Source organism: Sphingomonas sp. NIC1, assembly GCF_001638925.1.
Lineage (GTDB): Bacteria > Pseudomonadota > Alphaproteobacteria > Sphingomonadales > Sphingomonadaceae > Sphingomonas > Sphingomonas aquatilis.
This window is the reverse complement of the sequence record NZ_CP015523.1, coordinates 81,310-101,068: the sequence shown is the minus strand read 5'-3', so window position 1 is coordinate 101,068 and position 19,759 is coordinate 81,310. Positions and strand designations below refer to the sequence as shown.

General features: G+C 65.2%; 25 protein-coding genes and 4 pseudogenes. 20 read left to right on the top strand and 9 right to left on the bottom strand.

Annotated elements, in window-relative coordinates; all coding sequences use genetic code 11:
- Window positions 1-186: 186 nt before the first annotated feature.
- The gene (locus tag A7E77_RS16825; protein WP_063690300.1) at window positions 187-396 is read left to right on the top strand and encodes a hypothetical protein; all 210 of its coding nucleotides are present in this window, start codon (window positions 187-189) and stop codon (window positions 394-396) included.
- A gap of 565 nt (window positions 397-961) precedes the next feature.
- Here A7E77_RS16825 and A7E77_RS16820 read toward each other — a convergent pair.
- On the bottom strand, window positions 962-1,243 hold the full coding sequence (locus tag A7E77_RS16820) for a helix-turn-helix domain-containing protein (protein WP_078462365.1): 282 nt from the start codon (window positions 1,241-1,243) through the stop codon (window positions 962-964).
- A gap of 64 nt (window positions 1,244-1,307) precedes the next feature.
- On the opposite strand from A7E77_RS16820, the gene A7E77_RS16815 reads away from it, so the two are divergent.
- The 18 genes and pseudogenes from A7E77_RS16815 to A7E77_RS18375 all read left to right on the top strand — a co-directional run bounded on the left by A7E77_RS16815 (window position 1,308) and on the right by A7E77_RS18375 (window position 13,809).
- Window positions 1,308-1,886 carry a hypothetical protein gene (locus A7E77_RS16815; RefSeq protein WP_017980695.1) on the top strand — a complete coding sequence of 193 codons (579 nt, stop codon included), beginning with the start codon at window positions 1,308-1,310 and terminating at the stop codon, window positions 1,884-1,886.
- Window positions 1,883-2,305: a protealysin inhibitor emfourin gene (locus A7E77_RS16810; RefSeq protein ID WP_063690297.1), complete on the top strand. Its 423-nt coding sequence runs from the start codon at window positions 1,883-1,885 to the stop codon at window positions 2,303-2,305. Before A7E77_RS16815 ends, A7E77_RS16810 begins: the two co-directional genes overlap by 4 nt.
- 162 nt (window positions 2,306-2,467) lie before the next feature.
- Window positions 2,468-3,343, top strand: a complete 876-nt coding sequence (locus A7E77_RS16805; protein WP_151895510.1) for a hypothetical protein — start codon at window positions 2,468-2,470, stop codon at window positions 3,341-3,343.
- Window positions 3,344-3,356: 13 nt separating this feature from the next.
- Window positions 3,357-3,752 (top strand): hypothetical protein, encoded by a 396-nt coding sequence (locus tag A7E77_RS16800; RefSeq protein WP_017980692.1) that lies wholly within the window; start codon window positions 3,357-3,359, stop codon window positions 3,750-3,752.
- Window positions 3,749-4,084: a hypothetical protein gene (locus A7E77_RS16795; protein WP_017980691.1), complete on the top strand. Its 336-nt coding sequence runs from the start codon at window positions 3,749-3,751 to the stop codon at window positions 4,082-4,084. The genes A7E77_RS16800 and A7E77_RS16795 overlap by 4 nt, the downstream gene beginning before the upstream one ends.
- Window positions 4,081-4,323 (top strand): hypothetical protein, encoded by a 243-nt coding sequence (locus A7E77_RS16790; protein ID WP_017980690.1) that lies wholly within the window; start codon window positions 4,081-4,083, stop codon window positions 4,321-4,323. Before A7E77_RS16795 ends, A7E77_RS16790 begins: the two co-directional genes overlap by 4 nt.
- Window positions 4,320-4,703, top strand: coding sequence for a hypothetical protein (locus A7E77_RS16785; RefSeq protein ID WP_017980689.1), 384 nt, complete (start codon window positions 4,320-4,322; stop codon window positions 4,701-4,703). Before A7E77_RS16790 ends, A7E77_RS16785 begins: the two co-directional genes overlap by 4 nt.
- A 334-nt stretch (window positions 4,704-5,037) precedes the next feature.
- Window positions 5,038-5,355 carry a hypothetical protein gene (locus tag A7E77_RS16780; RefSeq protein WP_017980688.1) on the top strand — a complete coding sequence of 106 codons (318 nt, stop codon included), beginning with the start codon at window positions 5,038-5,040 and terminating at the stop codon, window positions 5,353-5,355.
- Window positions 5,352-6,164 carry a hypothetical protein gene (locus A7E77_RS16775; RefSeq protein WP_017980687.1) on the top strand — a complete coding sequence of 271 codons (813 nt, stop codon included), beginning with the start codon at window positions 5,352-5,354 and terminating at the stop codon, window positions 6,162-6,164. Before A7E77_RS16780 ends, A7E77_RS16775 begins: the two co-directional genes overlap by 4 nt.
- Window positions 6,161-6,403, top strand: a complete 243-nt coding sequence (locus A7E77_RS18530; RefSeq protein ID WP_063690291.1) for a relaxase domain-containing protein — start codon at window positions 6,161-6,163, stop codon at window positions 6,401-6,403. The genes A7E77_RS16775 and A7E77_RS18530 overlap by 4 nt, the downstream gene beginning before the upstream one ends.
- Entirely contained in the window at window positions 6,316-7,251 is a 936-nt protein-coding gene (mobF, locus tag A7E77_RS16765) for a MobF family relaxase (protein WP_318842619.1), read from the top strand. Before A7E77_RS18530 ends, mobF begins: the two co-directional genes overlap by 88 nt.
- 14 nt (window positions 7,252-7,265) lie before the next feature.
- Window positions 7,266-9,151 (top strand): annotated as a pseudogene (locus tag A7E77_RS16755) (ATP-dependent DNA helicase).
- A gap of 220 nt (window positions 9,152-9,371) precedes the next feature.
- A pseudogene (locus A7E77_RS18585) lies at window positions 9,372-10,511 on the top strand (Fic family protein); the annotation flags it as partial.
- Window positions 10,512-10,582: 71 nt separating this feature from the next.
- Window positions 10,583-11,005: a hypothetical protein gene (locus A7E77_RS16745; RefSeq protein ID WP_020486653.1), complete on the top strand. Its 423-nt coding sequence runs from the start codon at window positions 10,583-10,585 to the stop codon at window positions 11,003-11,005.
- A 1,180-nt stretch (window positions 11,006-12,185) separates the two neighbouring features.
- Window positions 12,186-12,476, top strand: a complete 291-nt coding sequence (locus A7E77_RS16735; RefSeq protein WP_063690275.1) for a hypothetical protein — start codon at window positions 12,186-12,188, stop codon at window positions 12,474-12,476.
- Window position 12,477: 1 nt separating this feature from the next.
- Window positions 12,478-12,807 (top strand): hypothetical protein, encoded by a 330-nt coding sequence (locus A7E77_RS18385; protein WP_226341945.1) that lies wholly within the window; start codon window positions 12,478-12,480, stop codon window positions 12,805-12,807.
- A 53-nt stretch (window positions 12,808-12,860) separates the two neighbouring features.
- The gene (locus A7E77_RS18380; RefSeq protein WP_226341944.1) at window positions 12,861-13,112 is read left to right on the top strand and encodes a hypothetical protein; all 252 of its coding nucleotides are present in this window, start codon (window positions 12,861-12,863) and stop codon (window positions 13,110-13,112) included.
- A gap of 280 nt (window positions 13,113-13,392) precedes the next feature.
- Window positions 13,393-13,809: a hypothetical protein gene (locus A7E77_RS18375; RefSeq protein WP_226341943.1), complete on the top strand. Its 417-nt coding sequence runs from the start codon at window positions 13,393-13,395 to the stop codon at window positions 13,807-13,809.
- A gap of 384 nt (window positions 13,810-14,193) precedes the next feature.
- On the opposite strand, the gene A7E77_RS16720 is transcribed toward A7E77_RS18375, so the two are convergent.
- Window positions 14,194-14,772 carry a response regulator gene (locus A7E77_RS16720; protein WP_017980829.1) on the bottom strand — a complete coding sequence of 193 codons (579 nt, stop codon included), beginning with the start codon at window positions 14,770-14,772 and terminating at the stop codon, window positions 14,194-14,196.
- 408 nt (window positions 14,773-15,180) lie between these two features.
- Between A7E77_RS16720 and A7E77_RS16715 the strand changes: the two are divergent.
- Window positions 15,181-15,512: pseudogene (locus A7E77_RS16715) on the top strand (YnfA family protein).
- 41 nt (window positions 15,513-15,553) lie between these two features.
- On the opposite strand, the pseudogene arsH reads toward A7E77_RS16715, so the two are convergent.
- The 7 genes and pseudogenes from arsH to A7E77_RS16685 form a co-directional block, all read right to left on the bottom strand.
- Window positions 15,554-16,179 (bottom strand): annotated as a pseudogene (gene arsH / locus A7E77_RS16710) (arsenical resistance protein ArsH).
- 129 nt (window positions 16,180-16,308) lie between these two features.
- Window positions 16,309-16,746, bottom strand: coding sequence for an arsenic resistance N-acetyltransferase ArsN2 (gene arsN2, locus A7E77_RS16705; RefSeq protein ID WP_017980826.1), 438 nt, complete (start codon window positions 16,744-16,746; stop codon window positions 16,309-16,311).
- Window positions 16,743-17,822 (bottom strand): ACR3 family arsenite efflux transporter, encoded by a 1,080-nt coding sequence (arsB, locus tag A7E77_RS16700; RefSeq protein WP_017980825.1) that lies wholly within the window; start codon window positions 17,820-17,822, stop codon window positions 16,743-16,745. The genes arsN2 and arsB overlap by 4 nt, the downstream gene beginning before the upstream one ends.
- A gap of 4 nt (window positions 17,823-17,826) precedes the next feature.
- Window positions 17,827-18,270: an arsenate reductase (glutaredoxin) gene (gene arsC / locus A7E77_RS16695; protein WP_017980824.1), complete on the bottom strand. Its 444-nt coding sequence runs from the start codon at window positions 18,268-18,270 to the stop codon at window positions 17,827-17,829.
- Between the two features lie 11 nt (window positions 18,271-18,281).
- Complete coding sequence (locus A7E77_RS16690) at window positions 18,282-18,614, bottom strand: ArsR/SmtB family transcription factor (protein ID WP_017980823.1); 333 nt, start codon at window positions 18,612-18,614, stop codon at window positions 18,282-18,284.
- A gap of 72 nt (window positions 18,615-18,686) precedes the next feature.
- On the bottom strand, window positions 18,687-19,166 hold the full coding sequence (locus A7E77_RS17525) for a hypothetical protein (protein ID WP_078462361.1): 480 nt from the start codon (window positions 19,164-19,166) through the stop codon (window positions 18,687-18,689).
- Window positions 19,167-19,256: 90 nt separating this feature from the next.
- Window positions 19,257-19,532, bottom strand: coding sequence for an HU family DNA-binding protein (locus A7E77_RS16685; protein WP_024310666.1), 276 nt, complete (start codon window positions 19,530-19,532; stop codon window positions 19,257-19,259).
- Window positions 19,533-19,759: the final 227 nt, after the last annotated feature.

Sequence of the window (19,759 nt, the reverse complement as noted above, 5' to 3'; positions counted from 1 at the left end):
ATGGCGGTGGACCGTCATCCGTGGCGATGGCTCTGATCACGCGGGGCGCTTGGCGGAGCCTGCGCGAACGTTCACGCCGTCATCCGTAGCCGCGTCGGCGATCTGGAGGCGAAAAGCGGACTCCGCCTGCTACGACTGGCACCCATGCTAGAGACCTTCGGGGATCGATAGTTCCCGGAGTTCGAAATGTACGGTGGTTTCCGCTACAGCCTGGATTTGCAGGGCGCCGAACCGACCCTGGTGAGCGAGAGCTGTTGCCGCGTCGTGGAGGGATCCGAAGAGCGGCAAGAGGTCGACGTCCATTGCAGCAGACTGGTCCCGCAAAAGCCGCGTTCCACGGGCATCGAGATTATCCGCAAGGACGATGGCGTTCCGGATGTATCGCGTGGCGAGTGACAGATCCTTCCTACGGCCTCGTGGCGCACCGCAGATTCGGACGATTTGAACGTCGCCGGCGCAACGCCATCGCAAACTGATTCAATGAGAGTGCTCCTTTTCCACCCGTCCGTCGATCATCGATACTCCGGGAACGCTAATCGACACTCCCGGAACGGCGAGGCGATACATCGGGAACGCGAGCATCGATCCTTCAGGAACGCCGCAACGATACTCCGGGAACGCACCTTCGAAAGCGAATCGTGGAAAGTCGCTGACTTGAGCAGTTACAGCGGCACCCCTAACCTCTTAACCTCTCATTGAACCCTCTAACCCCGCGAGATAATTTTCTTTGAATTTTGGAGATTCAGAAAGGCAGGCTCTAGCGTCGCATTGCGTCCACAGTGCCGTGCGCTAGCGTAAATCGTCAGGACCGGGCAGCGACTTGCTCGATCGATCCAGGCCCCAGTCAGTGCAGTAACGCGGTGACGAAGGACGGATGGGTAATGTCGGCGTCTGCGACGAACCATGTCCATGCCTCGCTCCTCGTCGATCGCACCGGCACGACCTACCAAGCGGATGCCCGCTATTCAGTTGGTCGCTCGTCAACCCTCTTACCAACTGAAATCTCGAGAGCTTGCTTCAACAACAAGACCGGATCGACCCCGATAGCCAATGCCACGGCAACATACTCGTCAACGCCAAGCAGGCGCTCGCCGGTTTCGTACCGCGACACGTAGGCCTGTTGCCAACTTAGCCGCCCAGCGAGATCGACCTGCCGCAGCTTGGCATCACGGCGTGCCTTTGTGAGCAGGTGCACGATGCGACAATGCAGGTCAGACGAAGCAGGAGAACGCATACCAGGCATCTACCATTTGCCTAGTATACGTAAAGCGTATATCACGCTTCTAGCTTTTTGCGAGCGCGATCCGATGGAAGACGACCGAATTGCTGAGAAGTGTGCATTGGCGGACAGGGAAGCTTCCATACCGGTGCTGGATCGCTTCGTCGCTCGCCTGGAGGTCAGCCGGACCTACCCGTGTCCGGTGGTCAGCATCCTAACCTTCTGGGCCGGGCTGATCGCGCTCACCGTCGTCGACAAGGTGACCGGAACGACGCCTGTGGTAGCGAGCCGCCTCTATGCGGTTGCATGGGCGCTGGTAGTAGGCCTGGAACTCGGCCGCGATGTTTGGGTCCAACGTCACCGCTACGCGTCACCTCGCTGGCTACAAGCTTTAGATGCGGCAGTGGGCCACGAGGTGACCGTCCATGCGCTGGCCGCGCTGATCAGGCAGCATGAGCACGAGTTGGATTACGTGGTCACCCGCTCCGATCTGAGATTCGAGGTTCAGGCAGAGCGAGCTCGACGAAGGGAAGCTGCACGGCGAGCGGAAGGATTTCGCCTTGTCGAAGAACCGGTGATCGACGCCGCTCAGGTCGCGCGCGACGAGGAACGACGCCGTCGTGCTCGTGAGCGGCGTGCCGCCAGGCAGGGCAGGGCGCCTGCGTGACCGGCTCTAAGCCGGAAACGGTTGGAGATCTGGTCGGCATTACGATCTCCGGCGGGATCGCGCACTTTCCCGGCCGGGCTGGCGAGCGAGTTCGCCACTTCGCCGATCTCGACCCGACACTGGTCGCCGAGCTGCTCACCGCGGCCGAGGCGAGTGACTTCTTCACCCGCCCGGTTCCGAATGGGACTGCGCCTGTCCGCCCTGACGCGCGCACGTACAGCATACGTCTCGTGCATGCCGACCACTCACGGGTGCTGACCGTCCCGGAGCCGTTCGAAGCACCGGAGCTGGCGCAGCTGATCAGAACCGTGCGCTGCTGCCTATCGGGCAGGGCGAGACACCACGCTTCGCATTTGCTCGGCGCTCCCGACGTGATAGCGTCCGTTCGCCGCCCGGTCAGTCCCGGCGGTGAGGCGTAGCAACCTCAAGACATAGCAGCCGGTCAGCAATTAGGTGTTGGCCGGGTGGCCGTCACGCATGTCCAGGGCTCCGCCTAAAGGTGGCGGCGCCTTGTGCTATGCAGGGTTGCTAACACCCGGCTCACGGGCCGGAGAACGCCTCCAGACGACGGGGAGGCGGTCATGGCAGGGCAGGGTACGTTTCGAGCCGTAGCGGCGCTCACAGCGGCTCTGGCGGGCGTTCCGGCCATGGCGCAGCAATCACTCGGTGTCGCTGACTTTCTCACCACCATCGGCGGCGATACCCACGTGAAGACCAGCGGGTCGCTTCGGACCCGCCCGTCGCCGCAGGTCTTCCCGCTGCTCGACGACGCTGACGAGATCATCGGCTACTCCTTCTTCTCCGAGAAGATTACCACCAACGGCTCGGCGACAGCCGAGCGCGCCCGCGATGCCTTCGCTCAGGAGTGTAGCGCCAAGGGCGGTCGGCTCGAGCCGGAGGAGGGGGACGCAGCACGCACCTTCCGCGATCGCGCGCTCGGCCGCAGGCTGCCGCCCCGGGGCGAGTTCAAGCACTTCTGGTCCGGCATGTCGACCGTGTGCTCGCGTGGACCGGACCAGGTCCTCGGAGGCTTCGTCGCGATCACATTCGACACGACCGAGGTGGCGACGAAAGGCGACCTGGGCAGCCGGCTAATGAGCCGCGTGTTGATGGTCCTGACCCGCACCGCCGTCTATGCCTGCCGCCCCGACCAGATCCGCTCTGCGGCATGGTTCCAACGCACCCAGGACAGCTACGTCGCCGACCGAGAGGCCGAGCAGAACCGGCACGAAGCCTTCCGACGCGACATCGCGATCGGAACCGTCACCAACTGCGGCACGGTAGTCCAGATCCGCGGTCCCATGGTCGAGATCGCGGTGCCCCCGACCACGCTAACGCCCAACGGCCAATCCACCTTCTGGTCCCGGCGTGATGCGCGGCGCCGACCTTCTCGACGCCGTGCACCTACGGACTCTGAGGAGCCGATCTGCCCGATTTGCATAAACTGGAAACCCTGAACGGAGACCCGCCATGACCATCGACCTGAGCGACTTCAAACTAACGCCTTTGCCCTCCCGTGAGACCCCGCCCTATGCGTCGGCCGACCCTTCGACGGACCTGCGGTTGCTCCTCGCCGGCACCGACTGGAGCGAGCCAGGACACGGCGGCTACCCGACCCGCACCGAGGCGGGAGATTGGATGATCCGGGTCATGTTGGACCTGCCTTACCCCATGCTTGCCAGCCTTGAAGCGCAGGCCGGCTCGCATGACGTCGGCGAGCTGATCCGGGCCGCTCTCGTGACCGCTGGACATGGCTCGCGGACGGAAATTGTAGGTATCAGGTCCGACCGCTACGCGACCCGCGACGAGCAGCGTGAGCGGCTCGGGATCCCCTCAGGAATAAGCGGCACGCGAGAGGGCGAATGACCGATCGATCCGGGCACGAACGGCTACGCTACCAGGCGGTTCTGAAGCCGCTCGAATGGGAGCAGCGGATGCGCGTCGACTACCGTGATGACGTACTTCGGATCGTGGCTGTCCTGGCTGCCGACGGCATCGCCATCAGTGAGGATGTCGCGTTCATGGCGTGGCACCGGTTCTCGGAAGAGGACCGCTGCGCCGGCTGGTACGGCCCCGGCACCGACGACCAGATCCGACGCAACCTGATGCCGCATCTCGAGCTCAGACCGATTGCGGAACAGGATGGCTCTGGCAATGTCCATCGGCCCGTCGTTAACCCGGATCACGCCCGCCGATGAGCGACGTCGAACACCACGATGTCAGGACGGCATTGGCGCTGATGCGCCTGGCGTTGGCGTTGCTCGACCGGGCTGGATGCACCCTTGTTGCAGCTCGCCTTCAGCATGCGTTCGACATGGTTTGGAACGATCCGGGGGCCGCCGCAATGCCGCGCCATCCTGACGCTCCGAGCGGTGCTGAACACGACCGGCACAAGCATCAGCGCCCGACCGACAACGGGGAGGGAACCGACCCATGACGGACCTCATCACGCTTGGGATTTCGGGATGGTTCACCCCGCATGGAACCCTCTACCATGAGGAGGCTCGCACGCTCGATGAGATCGCTCCGGAGGACTGGTCCAACCTCCTCGCCCATGCCGACGCGATCGACTTCTTCACGCGACCCGATCCGGCCTGGCCGGCACTGGAAGCCCGCATCTTCCATCTCACGATCACCGACGGCGAGCGGTCGCGCGAGCTGGCGGTAAACGACCCGTTCGAGGCGCCGGAACTGGCCTTCCTCATACGGCTGACGCGCCGTGCCATGCGGGACCGGCTGGTGCTGACGCCTGAAACGCTGAGCGAGGAGGCGCTCGAAGCCTTACGGGCAAGCCTGCGTCAGGCGGGGCAAGACTGAGTCGGCTGGCCGGCTCATGCGCCGGCCCGTGTGCTCCGCCGGAATCCGGGGATGCGCCCGAAAGAACCACATCATCTACGGCGGCCAGCTTACTGAGCAGTAAGGGTAGGGGCACACCCGATGCACCCTGACGGGGTGCGAAAAAGGGCAGATGCGCGTCGTTTGAGCGGCATGGTCCGACGCAGATGCTGTGCTCGGACCGTCTGGTCCATGGTGGTCCACAGAGCATCTAGCGCACGGATTTGCAGCGTTTCTTCTGGCGCTGCTCTGCACTTCCTCCTTGCGCGCCCGTTATGCGCAATGCACACTCCCTTCCGGGGTAGAAGGGGTCCGCATGGCGCGCGTACCGATCACGGTGTACCTGCAACCCGACCAGCTTGCCGGCATCGAGCGCCGCGCGGGCCAGGTCGGCAAGACGCGCAGCGCCTGGGTGGCGGACACGCTGGTGCGCTCACTCGAGGACGAGCTGCTGCCGCTCGACGAGATCCTGCTCGACCAGCTCACCAAGGTTCGTGCCGGCCTGGAAGTCGTCGCGGAAGTGCAGGTCGGGCGTGGCCCGGAGAGCAAGAAGGGGCTGGCTGAGATGCGGCAGCGCCGGACCGACCTGGCAACCCGGATGCTGGCCGAAGCGCGCGGGATGCTGCGGCGATGACCGATGCCGGCCGCAGGCGGATCGACGTCTCCAGTGAGGTCCACAGCCGCCTGGATGCCGAATCCAAACGGCGCAATATTCCCATCCGTGATCTCGTCGAACAGGCGGTCACCACCATGTTCGACAGGGAGGCACAAGCAGCCCTGTCGGTGCGTCAGCAACGTGAGCGCCGCCATGCCGATCGCATGGAAGAACAGACCGCTCAAATCGGCGAGATCACGCGCCGCGTCTCGGCCCTGATCGCCCAGCAAACGAAGGATCTGCCCGGCGCGTTGAACGCAGGCTTCGACGCGATCAAGACGACCATCAAGGAGACCGGCGGGACCGGACATCTCCGCGACATGATCGCCAAGTTCCAGGCCGAATTTACGACCATCTTCAAGGAAGCGCAGGGCGCTCTGGCCGCCTCGGTTCTCAATGTCACCAAAGCCGCCGAGGAGCAGGCGAAGAGCCTCGGGAAGCAGCTCGATCGCATCGAGAAGCGTCAGTCGGGTACGCGTACAAAGCTTGGCGCAGGTGCCGCCCTTGGCATCGCCGGACTTGTTCTGATCTGCCTACTTTTCGCGAATACGGCGCCGACGCGCTGGCTTTCCATCCGCCTTCTGGGTGAGAGTGACTCGGCATCTGCGGCATGGAGCCTGGCAGGCGATGGGCGCACGAAAGGCGAGCTGATGGCGGAGACCAAAGGCCTTCTCGGCGATGATACATACCGGGTCCGGTACGCCGAATGCGTGGACCACGCGAAGCGCATGAAGAAGCCGTTTCCGTGCCGGCTCACCTTTCCGCCTCTGCTCGGCACGACGCCGTGACCGTCCGGCCCAACTCGATCGCCGGCGGCGGTGATGCCGCCGGCTATTATGCGGCCGACAACTACTACACCGGGGAGCAGGAAGGGCCCTCCGAGTGGGGCGGGGGAGGGGCCGAGGAACTCGGTCTGTCCGGCACCGTGAATGCCGGAAAATTCGCCGAGGTGCTGGACGGCAAACTGCCCAACGGGGCCGTTATTGCGAGAGGGGCAATGGCGAGCGGGCGCCGGGGTTCGAGCTGACGTTCAGCGCGCCGAAGTCGGTATCGCTGGTCGCCATGATCGGCCGCGATGAGCGGGTCATGCCAGCGTTTGCGGAAGCGATCCGGAGCACCATGGCGTGGGCCGAGGAGCGGTTCGGGGAGGTGCGGTGGGGCAAGGCCGGCGCGGTGATCGAACCCGGTCGCTTGGTGTACGCGATCTTCTACCATGACCTTAGCCGGAAGCTCGACCCGCAGGCCCACGCTCATGTCGTCGTGGCGAATGCCGCACAGCGGGGTGACGGTCGCTGGGTCGCCCTCCACAATCCGGCGCTGTGGAAGCATTCGAGCACGATCGGCGCCGCCTTCCATGCCGACTTCCGTGCCCGGTTGGAGCAGCTCGGCTATCGGATCGAGATCACCGGCAAGCACGGTCAGTTCGAGATCAGCGGTATCCCGCGTGCCGCCATCGATGCGTTCAGCGCACGGCGCGAACAGATCCTTAGCCGGGCGGCTGAGCTTGGGGCTTCCGGCCCGAAGGCGATGGAGACGATCGCGGTCAGTACTCGCGACGCCAAACAGGCGGGCGATGCCACGGTTGCCCGCGTCATGTGGGCCGAGAAGGCCGAGGTCCATGGTGCTGCCATCTCCGCCGTCGTGGACGCCGCGCGCGGAATCGAGCGGCCGCGGTCGGTACTCGATGCCGTGCGTGCCTGGGGGCCGCCTTGCTTGAGCGGATCACGCATGCCTTCGGGCCACGACCCGAGCCGCTGCTTCACGGCACGGATGCGGTGCGCCGGAGCGCCGAGCTGGCGAGCGGCTATGCGGTCGCGGCCGGTGTTCGGCACCTCGGCGAACGCGAAGCGAGCTTCACCTACGCGAACCTGCTGAAAAGCAGCCTCGATATGGCGGAGAAGGGCGCGACGGTGCGCGGTATCGAGGAGCGCATCGAGCGGCTGCGCGAGGCAGGTGTGCTCATCGCCGGTCCGCGCGGCAGCCTGCACGCAGACCGGCTCACGACCCGCGATATGCTGGCGACGGAAAAGGCGCTGGTTGCGGCCGCGCATGGCGGGGTGGGGCAGGGGACACCCATCCTCGAGGCCGCTTCGGTCGACACCGCACTCGACCGCGCGGCCAGTCGGCGCGAGGTCACGCTGTCCGGCGAACAGCGTGTCGCGGTACACGCCATGCTGTCCGGCACCAACCGCATCCAGGTCGTCCAAGGCGATGCCGGTACCGGCAAGTCGTTCCTCTTCGAACTCGTACGGGAGGTTGGCGCGGAAGTAGGGGCGGGGATGCTGGTGCTGGTCCCGCAGAACAAGTTGATGGATGACCTGACCGGACGGGGCTGGAGGTGCGCTCGCTCGCATCCGTGCTGAAGGAGCATGCTAGCCGGGTCGGCCCGGCCAAGCCGAACGAGCAGCTGTCGGCGCTGATGAAGGGCAAGGTCGTGGTGCTGGAGGAGGCCTCGATGGTGTCCTCGCGTCAGCTTGCCGGGTTGTTCGAGGTCGCCCGGAACGGCGAGGCCGCCAAGCTGGTGCTGGTCGGTGACGTGAAGCAGATACCCGCCGTAGAGGCCGGGCGGCCGTTCGCGCTGCTGCAGGAGGCGGAGGCTCCGACGGTGCGGCTGACCGAGAACCGGCGCCAACAGACCGATGTGCTCCGTGAGGCCGCCTCCCTGGCACGCGAGGGCAGGGTCGCTGCTGCTTTCGAACGGCTCGGGAACAAGGTCCAGGAGAACGCTCATCCCGCAGGAGCGGCCGTTGTAGAATATCTGCAGCTTTCGCCCGAAGAACGCGACCGCACCGCCTTGCTCACTTCGGGGCACGTGCTGCGCGAAGCCGTGCTGGAGACGGTTCGGGCCGAGCTGCTGGCTAGAGGAAAGCTGGGCGCGGACGCCCTGAGCCTGCGCAGCTGGGACACGCTGAACCTGACCCGCGAGGAGCTGCGCCAGATCCGGCATTGGGCGGAGGGGATGCGGCTCGACATCTACCGCCACCAGTCAGGGCTTGTGCCGGGATCCTACGAGGTTGGCTTGATCGATCGGGCGAGCGGCATGCTCGAGCTCGCCCGTGACGGTCAAACCAGGCTCTTCGATCCCAAAAGCCTCCGATCGGGAGGGGAGGGGGCCGCGCTCTCCGTTCCCGGAGAGATCGAAGTTCGCGAAGGTGACCGCTTGGTCTTCACGGCCAGCGACCTGAAGCGCGGGATGGCGAACGGTGCTGCGATGACGCTCACCGCGATCGATGGCGACACGCTCCACCTGTCCGGCCGTGACCGGGATCATGTGATCGGGCCCGACGATCCGATGCGCGAGCGGCTTGGCCATGGCGCTGTCATCAACATGCACCGTGCGCAAGGGATGACGGTCGATCGCGCGATCACGGTGATGGACAGCCGCGACAGGCTGCTGAACAGCGAGAGCCTCTACTACGTGCTCCAGACCCGCGCGCGCGAGGACGTGTCGCTGCACACCGACGACAAGAAAGCGCTCGCCAACGCGATCGAGTCACATCGCGGTGACGTTCCGCACGCGAGCGATGTGGCACCCGAGCTCTCGTTGTCCGGTAGGGAGCGATTCGATCCGGCCACGGGCGAGCTGCCCCGACTAGACGATCCTGGCGCGAGCGATCGCCGCCAACTGGAGGCGATGAGTGCCGCCCTCCGATCCATCGGCAGCGAGCCTGCCAAGCCGGTGGCGGAGGCTGTTCGGCAGGCGCCGGTTCCGGTCAGAGAGCTGGTGAAGGAGCCGGAGATCGAGATCGACCACGATTACGACTTCGACATGTGAGACATCGCGTTGCGATTACGGGTGGGCGGATCAGTTTCGTTCCTGCTCATATGATCTGGGTTTGCCGGCCGTCGAAGCGGACATCGTAGCGGCCAAGGACGGCGGAGATCGGACGACCTTAGCGAGGCAAGCAGGTAATCCAGATGCTGCAGGACATGGCCAACGAACCGGACTTCGGGTGGTCGCCGACCGGGGCGAGGGCATCGGCGCCGTGCAGCCCATGAAAATGGGGAGGGCGGGCCGCGGTACCGCGACGCCGTCGACCTCGCGATCGAGCTGACCGCCAAGTCTGCCGCCTTCCGCAGCAGTCTGCCGCCCGCACTCCGGGCTGGGCTCGCCGGTCTCGTCCGAACGGTGACCTGCTACTACAGCAACCTGATCGAGGGGCATGATACCCACCCCGTCGATATCGAGCGGGCGCTGAAGAACGACTTCAGCAATGACCCGGCCAAGCGGGACCTGCAGCTCGAGGCGACCGCCCATTTCGCGGTCCAGGGCTGGATCGACGGGGAGGGCTGGCGGGCCGGGCGACGAGCGTGGAGGGCCTGCAAGAGGTTCACCGACGCTTCTGCGAGCATCTGCCCGAGTCGATGCTCTGGATTGAGCCGGTCGAGGGCGGCGAGCGCGTTCTGGTCGAGCCCGGTGCCCTGCGGACCCGCGATGTCCGGGTCGGGCAGCACATTGCGATCAGCCCCGGGGCGGTGCCGCGCTTTCTCGAGCACTTCGCCTGGGCGTATCAGAAGCGCGGCGCGACGGACGCCATCGTATCTCTCGCGGCCGCGCATCACCGGTTCGCCTGGATTCACCCTTTTCTCGACGGCAACGGGCGGGTCGCCCGCCTCATGTCGCACGCCATGCTGCTCGACGCGCTCGACACGGGCGGCGTGTGGTCCATCGCGCGCGGCCTCGGCCGCAACGTGCAGGCCTATAAGCGGCACCTTGCCGCCTGCGACCTACCCCGCCGCAACGACCTTGATGGGCGGGGCTCGCTAAGCGAGGAGGAGCTGGCGAGCTTCACGACCTTCTTCTTGAAGACCTGCATCGACCAAGTCGACTTCATGGCCGGCTTGGTCGAGCCCGACCAGCTGCGCAGTCGCATCCGGCGCTGGGCGGCCGAAGAGACGGACGGGGAAGGCTGCCGGCCAAGGCCATCCAGGTAATTGACGCAGCGCTGTACCGAGGCGAGCTCCCGCGCGGCGAGGTAGAGAGTATCGTCGGCACTGGCGAACGCCAAGCGCGCCGGGTTACCTCCGCGCTGACGAGTCTCGGCGTGCTGACGGCCGACAGTTCCCGGGCGCCCCTGCAGATCGCCTTTCCTGCCACGCTGGCGGGGCGCTGGATGCCGGGACTGTTCCCAGAAGCGCGTAGCGGCTTGCGTCAGCCGCTGGAATCATCAGCGGTGCGACACGGGGCGGCCAATGGTAAGGTGTCGTGACCGCGATGATGCGGATCAACTCGACGGAGGCAACCTTCCCGTTCTTCAGCCGCAACGACTTCCAGGGTCAGCCCAGCAGCCGTGTCTACCGACCCTACAAGGCATTCGAGATCATCCTCGACCGTGTTCTCGGCGAACGGGTGAGAGCGGATGGCGCGTGCGCTGTCGACCTCTGGTGTGCGCTCGCCAACATTCGTTGGTCCGGTCCAGATGGCATGGACGTCTCCTACGGCTTCAGGCGGGCCGGCGAGGTGGTGTCCTGGGTGCGCGAGGAGGGAGACTATCTCACCTGGTATTGCAGCGGCGAGCCAGGGCACGTTGCCACTTGGATCGACAGAGCGCTCGCGGTAGCGGGATGGTCGTGGAGGCGGTTGGAACCGGACGCCGCGGACACCGGCGAGAGGGCCGACGACAGTTAGCGCTTGGCGTAGAGTTCGGGCTGCCGCTCCACGACAGAACGGCGGACCGCGCGCAGCCGAATGGCTTCCGGTCGAGCGAAAACGGGTACTGATTGCGTGTAGGCCGATCAGGAGTGTGGACGCCCACAAGTAGATAGTTTGGAAATGCCAATCGTGACACTTTGCCCAGCGGCAAAGTGTCGCAGCCGACAGAAACGCCGCCGGCCGAACCGGAAGGGATTCACACGATTCCCGTTTCGTGCTTCTCCTGTTCCCATGATTCAAGGTGACTTGTTCTCCGCATCCCCGGTGGCCCCGCCGAGGATTTCGTCCCAGACGCCCTTAGCCGAGGGTCTGCCGTCGATCATCGATGTTATCGCGCAGGTGTCGACCCGGCCGCGCTACGCCTTCATGGTCTTGAACCTGATCGCGCGCGCGGCAGGGCAGGGGGCAAGGCAGGACCCTACGTCCTCCGGCAGGGGCAGGCCGTTCGGCTGCGCGACTGGTTGTGCGACTCCCTCGCTCCCATGGCAGCCCGCGATCATAAGCGGGCAGCGCTGGCCGAGCAGGTGAGGGTGGAACTGGCAGGGCAGGAGCAGCTGCCAGGAGACCCTGACGCAGCGTCACGACTAGTGGAGCAAGTGGTGCTGGAGCGGGTGCGCCGCTCCGGCCGGTGTAATGTCAGCCGGGCGGTGTCCGAGCTGGTCCGGGCAGGGCTGGTCCGGCGCCACTATGAGGGCTGGCGAGTAGATCACCACAATCGAGGCGCCCGGCGCGAGGCGGTGTACACGTTATTGCCCGATACGATGCGCGCACTAGGCAAGGCGTAGAGCTAAATCTGCGCTGGTCATGACAACCCTCAGTCTGCTGGATCAGGGTCGCATGGCAATTTGACGCTCTTGAGCTTGCCCGTGAGCTAGGCTTACTGTCGCGAGACCCGCCGGCAGGAATTGCTTGCCAGTCCAGAAGCCGCTCGAGTGTACGCTCTCGGCGGCTCCTGCTTATGATTTAAGAAGCGCTGTGATCTCAGCCATCCAGCGCGGCGAGATCAGGCTGTTACGGATCAGCTCGGTGGCGCTGGACGGGATCAGCGGGGGAGTCGTGCGCGATCCGAGAAACAGGGCGGTGCTTGACCTTGGTGACGAGCGGTCTGACCGTCGGCGAAGTCAGCCTGCCGATCACCTAAGCAAGTCCAAGCGAGGTGCTCCGACCCTTTGCCGATGCAATCAGCTTCGACCTCGCGACGGGAACGATCGCGCTAGTCGGGCCGGTGCCATGGACGCCGCTTGCGCGGCGAGACGGGGAGGCGCATATTACTGTCATGGCGACCCGGTCCGATACGATTACCACCAAGGGGAGCAAGCCAGGCGTGCTCGGGCGCAGCGCAGCGACGGGCCGTTACGTTCTGGCGCCGGTGGCAACCATGAAGGCGACCGTCTCCGACCAGCGTATCGCCGCGGCAGTGAAGAGCGTTCTGGCCAAGAAGAAGTAGTTTGCCGGTCGTTCAGACGTCGACGGATGACGTCTTCATCAATTGCCCCTTCGACGATGCGTTCGCGCCGACGTTCCGCGCACTGATCTTCGCCATTCTCGTCTGCGGCTTTCGCCCGCGCTCGGCGCGCGAACTGGATGACGGTGGCCAGACTCGGATTGACAAGATCTTCGCTCTGATCGAGCAGTGCCGCTACGGCATTCATGACCTGTCACCCACCGAGCTGGACGCGGTCAACAACCTGCCGCGCTTCAACATGCCGCTCGAACTCGGGCTGTTCCTTGGGCCAAGCGCTACGGTGGCCAACATCAGAAGGTCAAGCGTATCCTGATCCTCGACGTGGAGCAGTTCCGCTACTAGCGTTTCATCTCCGATCTGGCTGGCATGGACATCCACGAGCATGGGGGCGACCCGACTCGAGCACTTCGCGAGGCGCGTGATTGGCTCGCCAACGTGTCGCGTCGCGAGCTGCCGAGCGCCGACCGCGTGCAGCGCGTCTATAAGGCGTTTCTGGCCGACTTGCCCGATCTGGCGGCCGTGCTAGAGTTTCACCCAGATCGGATCCCGTATGTCGATTTCGAGCGGGTCGTCGGGCGATGGCTGATCGAAGCGCCGGCCGCGATTGGGGCAGCTTGAGGCGCCCCTGAGCCGTTACGCTCGCAGTCCGATAACATTTATTATGTTAAACTAGGCGCCCTTGGTCAAAGGCTGTTTCTGGGTTCGCAGTGTTTTTTGAATGGCCTGGGGCCGCAAGCCTGCAGCCGTGCTCTCGTCGGCATCTGAGCTCAGGATGGGCGCCACTTAGCCGGGACCAGCGATCTCGATTCGATATGTAGATCAAACGCAGCGGCGCCCTTAACGCCCTAAGCGGGATAGCGAATCTGGAGCCGCGGGCTTGGTGGAAACTGTACATTCAATGAACGAGAGGCATCCGGCCCCGATCAACATCGAAGGGCTTCGTCAGCGGATCCGCGTGATGGCGTTCGACCGCGGCACCCCTCGGCAAGTCTCGCTCTGGCGTGCTGATATATCTGATAGCCGTGCAAATCTCGTCATCGAGGGGATGACGCCGACTTCGGACGACGATGATCTCTTTGCGCTGATGCTCGACGAAGGCGTTCCCGTCCGTAATGCCATCCATCATTCTCGAGCTCTAAAAGAGGAGATAAGCTCGCCCCGCTGTAGCCTTGGCGACCGGCCGCCGAGCGACGCCGGACGCGAGATCGTTACCAGCTTGGCTGCGGTCAATGAAAGCACGAACCTTGCAGCGTGCCGCTGCCTTTCTCATACTAGGCGACGCTCCAAACCGCTCGCGACTTCGTGCTTTTGTTGACCGGTCGCGGCCGGGCCGCGCCAACCGTCAGCGCAGTTGTGTTGGGGGCCCTGAGGTGCTCAATGAAAAAAGCATTGCTCGGCACTGTGGTAGGCTCGTTCGATGACTCAGGCTCCCAACCCTGCTCCCGTGCAAGACTCGAGGACAGGAAGGACTGTGATCGTTCGAGGTCTCGGTGCCCTGAAGGGCCGACTGCGCCTCGATCAACGTATCGATCTCCTCAAGCCCATAGCGCGGCAGGCAGCGGAGCTGGACTGATCGCGACCAAGGCGGAGTAGGCAGGTGGTCGATTGAAAGCCAGATTGGTTCACGGCCGGCTTTCAAGTCTTCACGTGACGAGATATAAGGACGCTAACATGGCCGTCCCCTCTGATGCTGAACGCATCAAGGGGCGGCCTTCTTGTTAACAAAAGCTGCACCGTTCAGGTCGCGCGCCGAATGTAAGTCATCGAAAGCACGAAGATCGAGGTTGTCGAACCTCAAGCCGGCAGGAGCCACTAATGCTTCAGTGAGGGCATCCGCGCAAATGGGCTTCTGGATAAGCTGGAGCGCCCGATAGGCCGGAGGGATCGCTTCCCTGTCGTAGCCGGTGACCAACACGGCAGGCACACGGCGATCGGCGAGACGGTCGAGCAGATCGAACGCCATCTCGCCGCCGAGACGAAGGTCGACGACCGCCGCCTGCACCGCCGTGGCGGAGAGAAGTTCGTCGGCCGTCTCCACGCAACCGGCAGGGCCGACGATTTCGGCCCCTTTCCCGGCCAGGGTTTCCTCGATCTCGCTCGCGATCAGATATTCGTCCTCGACGACCAGGATGCGAAGACTGCGGAGTGGCTGCTGCGCCCTTCGATCGTAGAGCGTCGCAAGTTCGAAATGGATCGCGCGCGCCTTCGCGCAGGGGCTGGCGAGGGCGATCGCACGCTCGTCGCGCGCGCGGCGCCCGCAATAGTCGAAATCGAGCATGGGAAGAGCTCCGTCTTGAAGCGGGAGCTTTCCAGTTGCTCTCAGCCGCCGACATGCTCGGGCCTTGGTCGGCGATGACCGCCTTTTACCACGATTGACCGTCCATGACGAGGCTGGGCCGCGTCGCTCGTCGGATCAGGCCACCAGGGCCAGCAAAGGTGTGCCACGTGGCACACTCTGCCTGCTCCGATGCGCTGTCAGCGTCCATAGCGCCACTGCCGTGGTCGGCATGCCACCAGCGTCAACCTTGAGGGGAAGAGTCGCCCCGGCGCGATGACTCGGCCTTTGTAGGGCCGGCGCGCCCGTTCCCCTTTCAGCCCGCGTAGCGCCGCCTAACACGAGGTCGGGCAGCGCCGTGGACAACTTCTCAACTTCCGGTGAGCGCAGCGTGCTGAGATATAAGCCCCCATGACCGCTTTTGCATTCTTCGGCGCCGCCTTGGCGGAGATCGCCGGCTGTTTCGCGTTCTGGGCGTGGCTCAGGCTCGGCAAGTCGCCCTGGTGGGTCGCGCCCGGCATCCTGTCCCTTTGTCTATTCGCCTATCTGCTCACCTTACCGGCGTCCGATCAGGCTGGCCGATCCTATGCGGCGTATGGGGCGTCTACATCCTGTCGGCCGTGTTGTGGCTCTGGATCGCGGAGGGTACCAAGCCCGATCGCTGGGATCTAATCGGCGCGGCAGTCTGCCTTGTCGGAGCAGCGATCATCTTCTTCGGCCCGCGCGCGGCAACGGGCGGCTGACGGCCGCCCTACCTTCGAGGGGAAAGCGGGCCGCGTCGCCATCATGCCCGGGCGCTCGATGCGCCGATCGCGATCGCCGATGGGTCCAAAGCCGGATTGACCGCCACCCCGGCTTGCTTGCGCTCCGAATAGCGGTCGACGAGCTGCGTCGTGTGCGGCCGGAGCAGCACGATGAAGCGGACCAGCTCCTCCATCACGTCGACGATGCGGTCATAATAGCTTGACGGCTTCATGCGTCCGGCCTCGTCGAACTCCTTGTACGCCATTGCTACCGAGGACTGGTTCGGGATCGTGAACATGCGCATCCAGCGGCCGAGCAGGCGCAGCGTATTGACCGCGTTGAAGGATTGCGATCCGCCCGACACCTGCATGACCGCGAGCGTGCGGCCCTGGGTCGGACGCATGCCCTTCATCTCGAGCGGAAGGTGATCGATCTGCGCCTTCATGATGCCGGTGATCTGGCCGTGCCGCTCCGGGCTGCACCAGACCTGGCCCTCCGACCACATCGCCAGTTCGCGCAGCTCGTGAACGGCCGGATGATCGTCGCCTGCCACCTGGTCGGGAGCGGCAGCGTCGAGGGATCGAAGATCCGCGTTTCCGCGCCGAAGGATTGCAGCAGGCGCGCCGCTTCCTCCGTGGCGAGCCGCGAGAAGGAGCGCTCGCGCAAGCTGCCGTAAAGCAGAAGTATATCCGGGGGCCGGCTCCAGCGGTCCGAGCCCCGACGCGGGCCGCGCGCGGATGTAGGCTGGATCGAGTGCCGGCAGGAGGTCGGGATCGGCAAGCGTACGGAGCGGCATCAAAGAGCTTTCACGAGATAGGTGGCCGACGCCGGGCAGAGCGCGGTGAACTCGCGCGAGGCGGCAACCGTGGGCGGTGCCGCAGCGCGATCGGCCCCGGCATAGCCGTTCACCCGAAAGAACGGCGCTGCGGTGTTGGTCAGAAGGCGGAGCCGCTCGACGCCGAGCCGGCGCGCCTCGCCCTCGAGCAGCGCCAGCATCGCGCGGCCGATGCCGGCGCCCCGGTGATCGGCCACGACAACCAGCGAGCGGAGCAGGCGGTCCGACCCTTCGCCCTCGATCCCGCCGAACCCGACCAACCCAGCGTCGTCGTCGAAGCGGACGAAGGCGCGGCCGGGTTCGGCGAGGTCGGCGGTCGGCAGCTTGGCGGCTGCCAGCGCGCCGGCCAGATCATCCAGCGCGCCCGGCGCGAGACACGTGACGCGGAGGCCGGTCACGCGCGCGCACCGCGCTCGTACCAGCCCCGCGACGCCTTCACGATCGAGACGACCGACAGCATCACCGGCACCTCGACCAGCACGCCCACGACCGTCGCCAGCGCCGCGCCCGACGTGAGCCCGAACAGCGAGATGGCGGCCGCGACGGCCAATTCGAAGAAGTTGGACGCGCCGATCAGCGCCGCAGGCGCCGCCACGCACCATGCAACGCCGAAGCGGCGCGACAGCCAGTAGGCTAGCCCTGCATTGAAATAGACCTGGATGAGGATCGGCACCGCGAGCAGCGCGATCACCAGCGGCTGCGCCACGATCGCCTCACCCTGAAAGCCGAACAGCAGGACGAGCGTCGCCAGCAGCGAAACGAGCGATACCGGGCCGAGGCGACCGAGCAGCCGGTCGAGCGCTGACTGTCCGCCGTTTGCCAGCACGGCCCGGCGAACGAGCTGGGCGGCGATGACCGGCACGACGATGTAGAGCAGCACCGAGATCAGTAGCGTGTCCCACGGCACCGTCACCGAGGCAACGCCGAGCAGCAGCCCGACGAGCGGCGCAAACAGAAACACCATGATGACGTCGTTCAGCGCGACCTGGGACAGCGTATAGGTCGGCTCGCCCTCGCACAGGTTCGACCATACGAACACCATGGCGGTGCACGGTGCCGCAGCGAGCAGGATCAGGCCGGCGATGTAGGACGGCCCCTCCCCTGCGGGCAGGAGCGGCGCGAACAGCCAACCGATGAACAATGTGCCCAGTGCTGCCATCGAGAAGGGCTTCACCGCCCAGTTGATGAACAGCGTGACGCCCACCCCCTTCCAATGCTGGCGGATCGACCCGAGCGCGCCGAAGTCGATCTTGAGCAGCATCGGCACGATCATCAGCCAGATCAGTACCGCGACGATGAGATTGACGCGCGCGACCTCGGCCGAGGCGATGCGCGCGAACAGGCCGGGCAAAAGGTGCCCCAGGCCGATGCCGGCAACGATGCAGAGCGCCACCCAGAGCGTCAGGTATCGCTCGAAGGTGCCGATGCCGGGGCGCGCCGGCGCAGGTCCGGCGACGGGGGCGATCGTCGACATGGGCTCAGCCAACCCGCTCGCCGAACGCGTCCACCACCTGTTCGCCGTCCTCCTTGGCGAAGGCGCCGAGCTGCCTGCTCGGCAGCAGATCGAGGACGGCTTCGGACGGGCGGCAGAGCTTCACGCCCAGGGGCGAGACGACCAGCGGGCGGTTGATGAGGATCGGGTGCGCCATCATCGCGTCCACCAGCGCCTCGTCGGACAGCGAAGTGTCGCCGAGCCCCAGCTCCGCATAGGGTGTGCCCTTCTCCCGCAAGAGGTCGCGCGGCGAGATGCCCGCCCGCTCGATCAGCTCGACCAGCATCGCGCGCGAGGGCGGGGTCTTCAGATATTCGACCACGTGCGGTTCGATGCCGGCATTGCGGATCATGGCAAGCGCGTTGCGCGACGTGCCGCACTCAGGATTGTGGTAGATGACGATATCGACGGCCGAGTCAGTCCGGCTCATGGGGCTTCCTTTCAGCAGCAGGGGGCGAGTTCGGCGACGAGCGGGACGCACAATTCGGCGTTGCCGGCACAGCAATCCTTGACCAGGAACAGCGTCAGCGCGCGCAGCCCGCCGAGGTCGGCGCGGTAGATGATCGAGCGGCTGTGCCGTTCGGAGCGGACGAGGCCGGCACGGGCCAGGATACCCAGATGCGCCGACATCGTGTTCTGCGGCACATCGAGCTGTCGGGCGATCTCCCCCGCCGCCAAGCCGGCAGGCTCGTGCCGGACCAGCAGACGAAACACGTCCAGGCGCGTGCCCTGCGCCAAGGCCCCCAATGCCACAATCGCCGACTCGCTTTCCATATATCCAGCATAGCGGATATGTGGAGGAAGGCTAGGCTGTTGCTCCGAAAGTGACTTCTCGTGACTTCGCACTCAGGCGGTGAGACGCACAGGTGTGCCACGTGGTACACCTGTGATCGGCAACGCTGCCCGGTCGTCGAGCATCGCCAGCAGATCTCCCAGCGCGCGACGTCGATACGCATTGTACCAGCGGCGCCGACGATGTTCGGCCCCATCGTGGATCATGTGGCAGCGCTGGCAGAGCGCAGCGAGATTGCGCGGCCCATTATCGGTCGGGTCGTGGTTGAGGTGTGCGCAGGCGATATAGACCCGCGTCAGCCTAACCGCTTCGGCGACATTTGCGCCTGCCACACGGATGCGACGCCCTCGCCCATCGCGCCACTGCCGGCGATCGGCATCCCACCAGCGGCCATCGCCGAGGTGGAAGACACGTGCCCCATGCGGCCGCCGGCAATGCTCGCACCGCCCTCCAGCTCGGCCAAACCGGATCAGCTTCGACAGTTCGGGCCAGTCGATCGGGTAGAGCCAGCGATGTTCCGGCATGATCGGCATGACGATTCTATGAGTCAGGACCGGGCGGAACGAAAGCAGAAAATGTATGCTGGCGAAGGTGGCTGCGCAGATCACGCAGCCACATACGGCTCAGCCGTTCAGCGCGTCCTTGACCGCCTTGGCCGGCACGAACGTCAGCTTCTTCGAGGCGGCAATCTGGATGGTCTCGCCGTTCGAGGGATTGCGGCCCTCGCGCGCCGGGCTATCCTTGATCTTGAACTTGCCGAAGCCGGACAAGGATACTTCCTCCCCCTTCGCCGCGGCCGCGACGATCGCCGCCAGCAGGCCATCCACCGCCTTACGGGCGTCGGCTTTGCTCAAGGCGTGATTGGCAACCAGCGTTTCGGCGAGTTCGGCATTGTTCATGGTGTTCTCCCAAATCAGATCGTGTGAATACCCGCGCGATCCCGGATTGGCGACCGGCACCATGATGGCCGCCGAGGCGGGCTCGTTTGTTGGCGGCAGACGCCGCGGGGAACGCCAAGGGCGCCGCCCTTTCGTTCCCGAACGACAATCTTGCCGCCCGTGTAATCCGCCAAGCGCGGCACCCGGGGTGAAGCCCCGGCCGCGCTAGGGCGGCTCGCCCGCGCCAG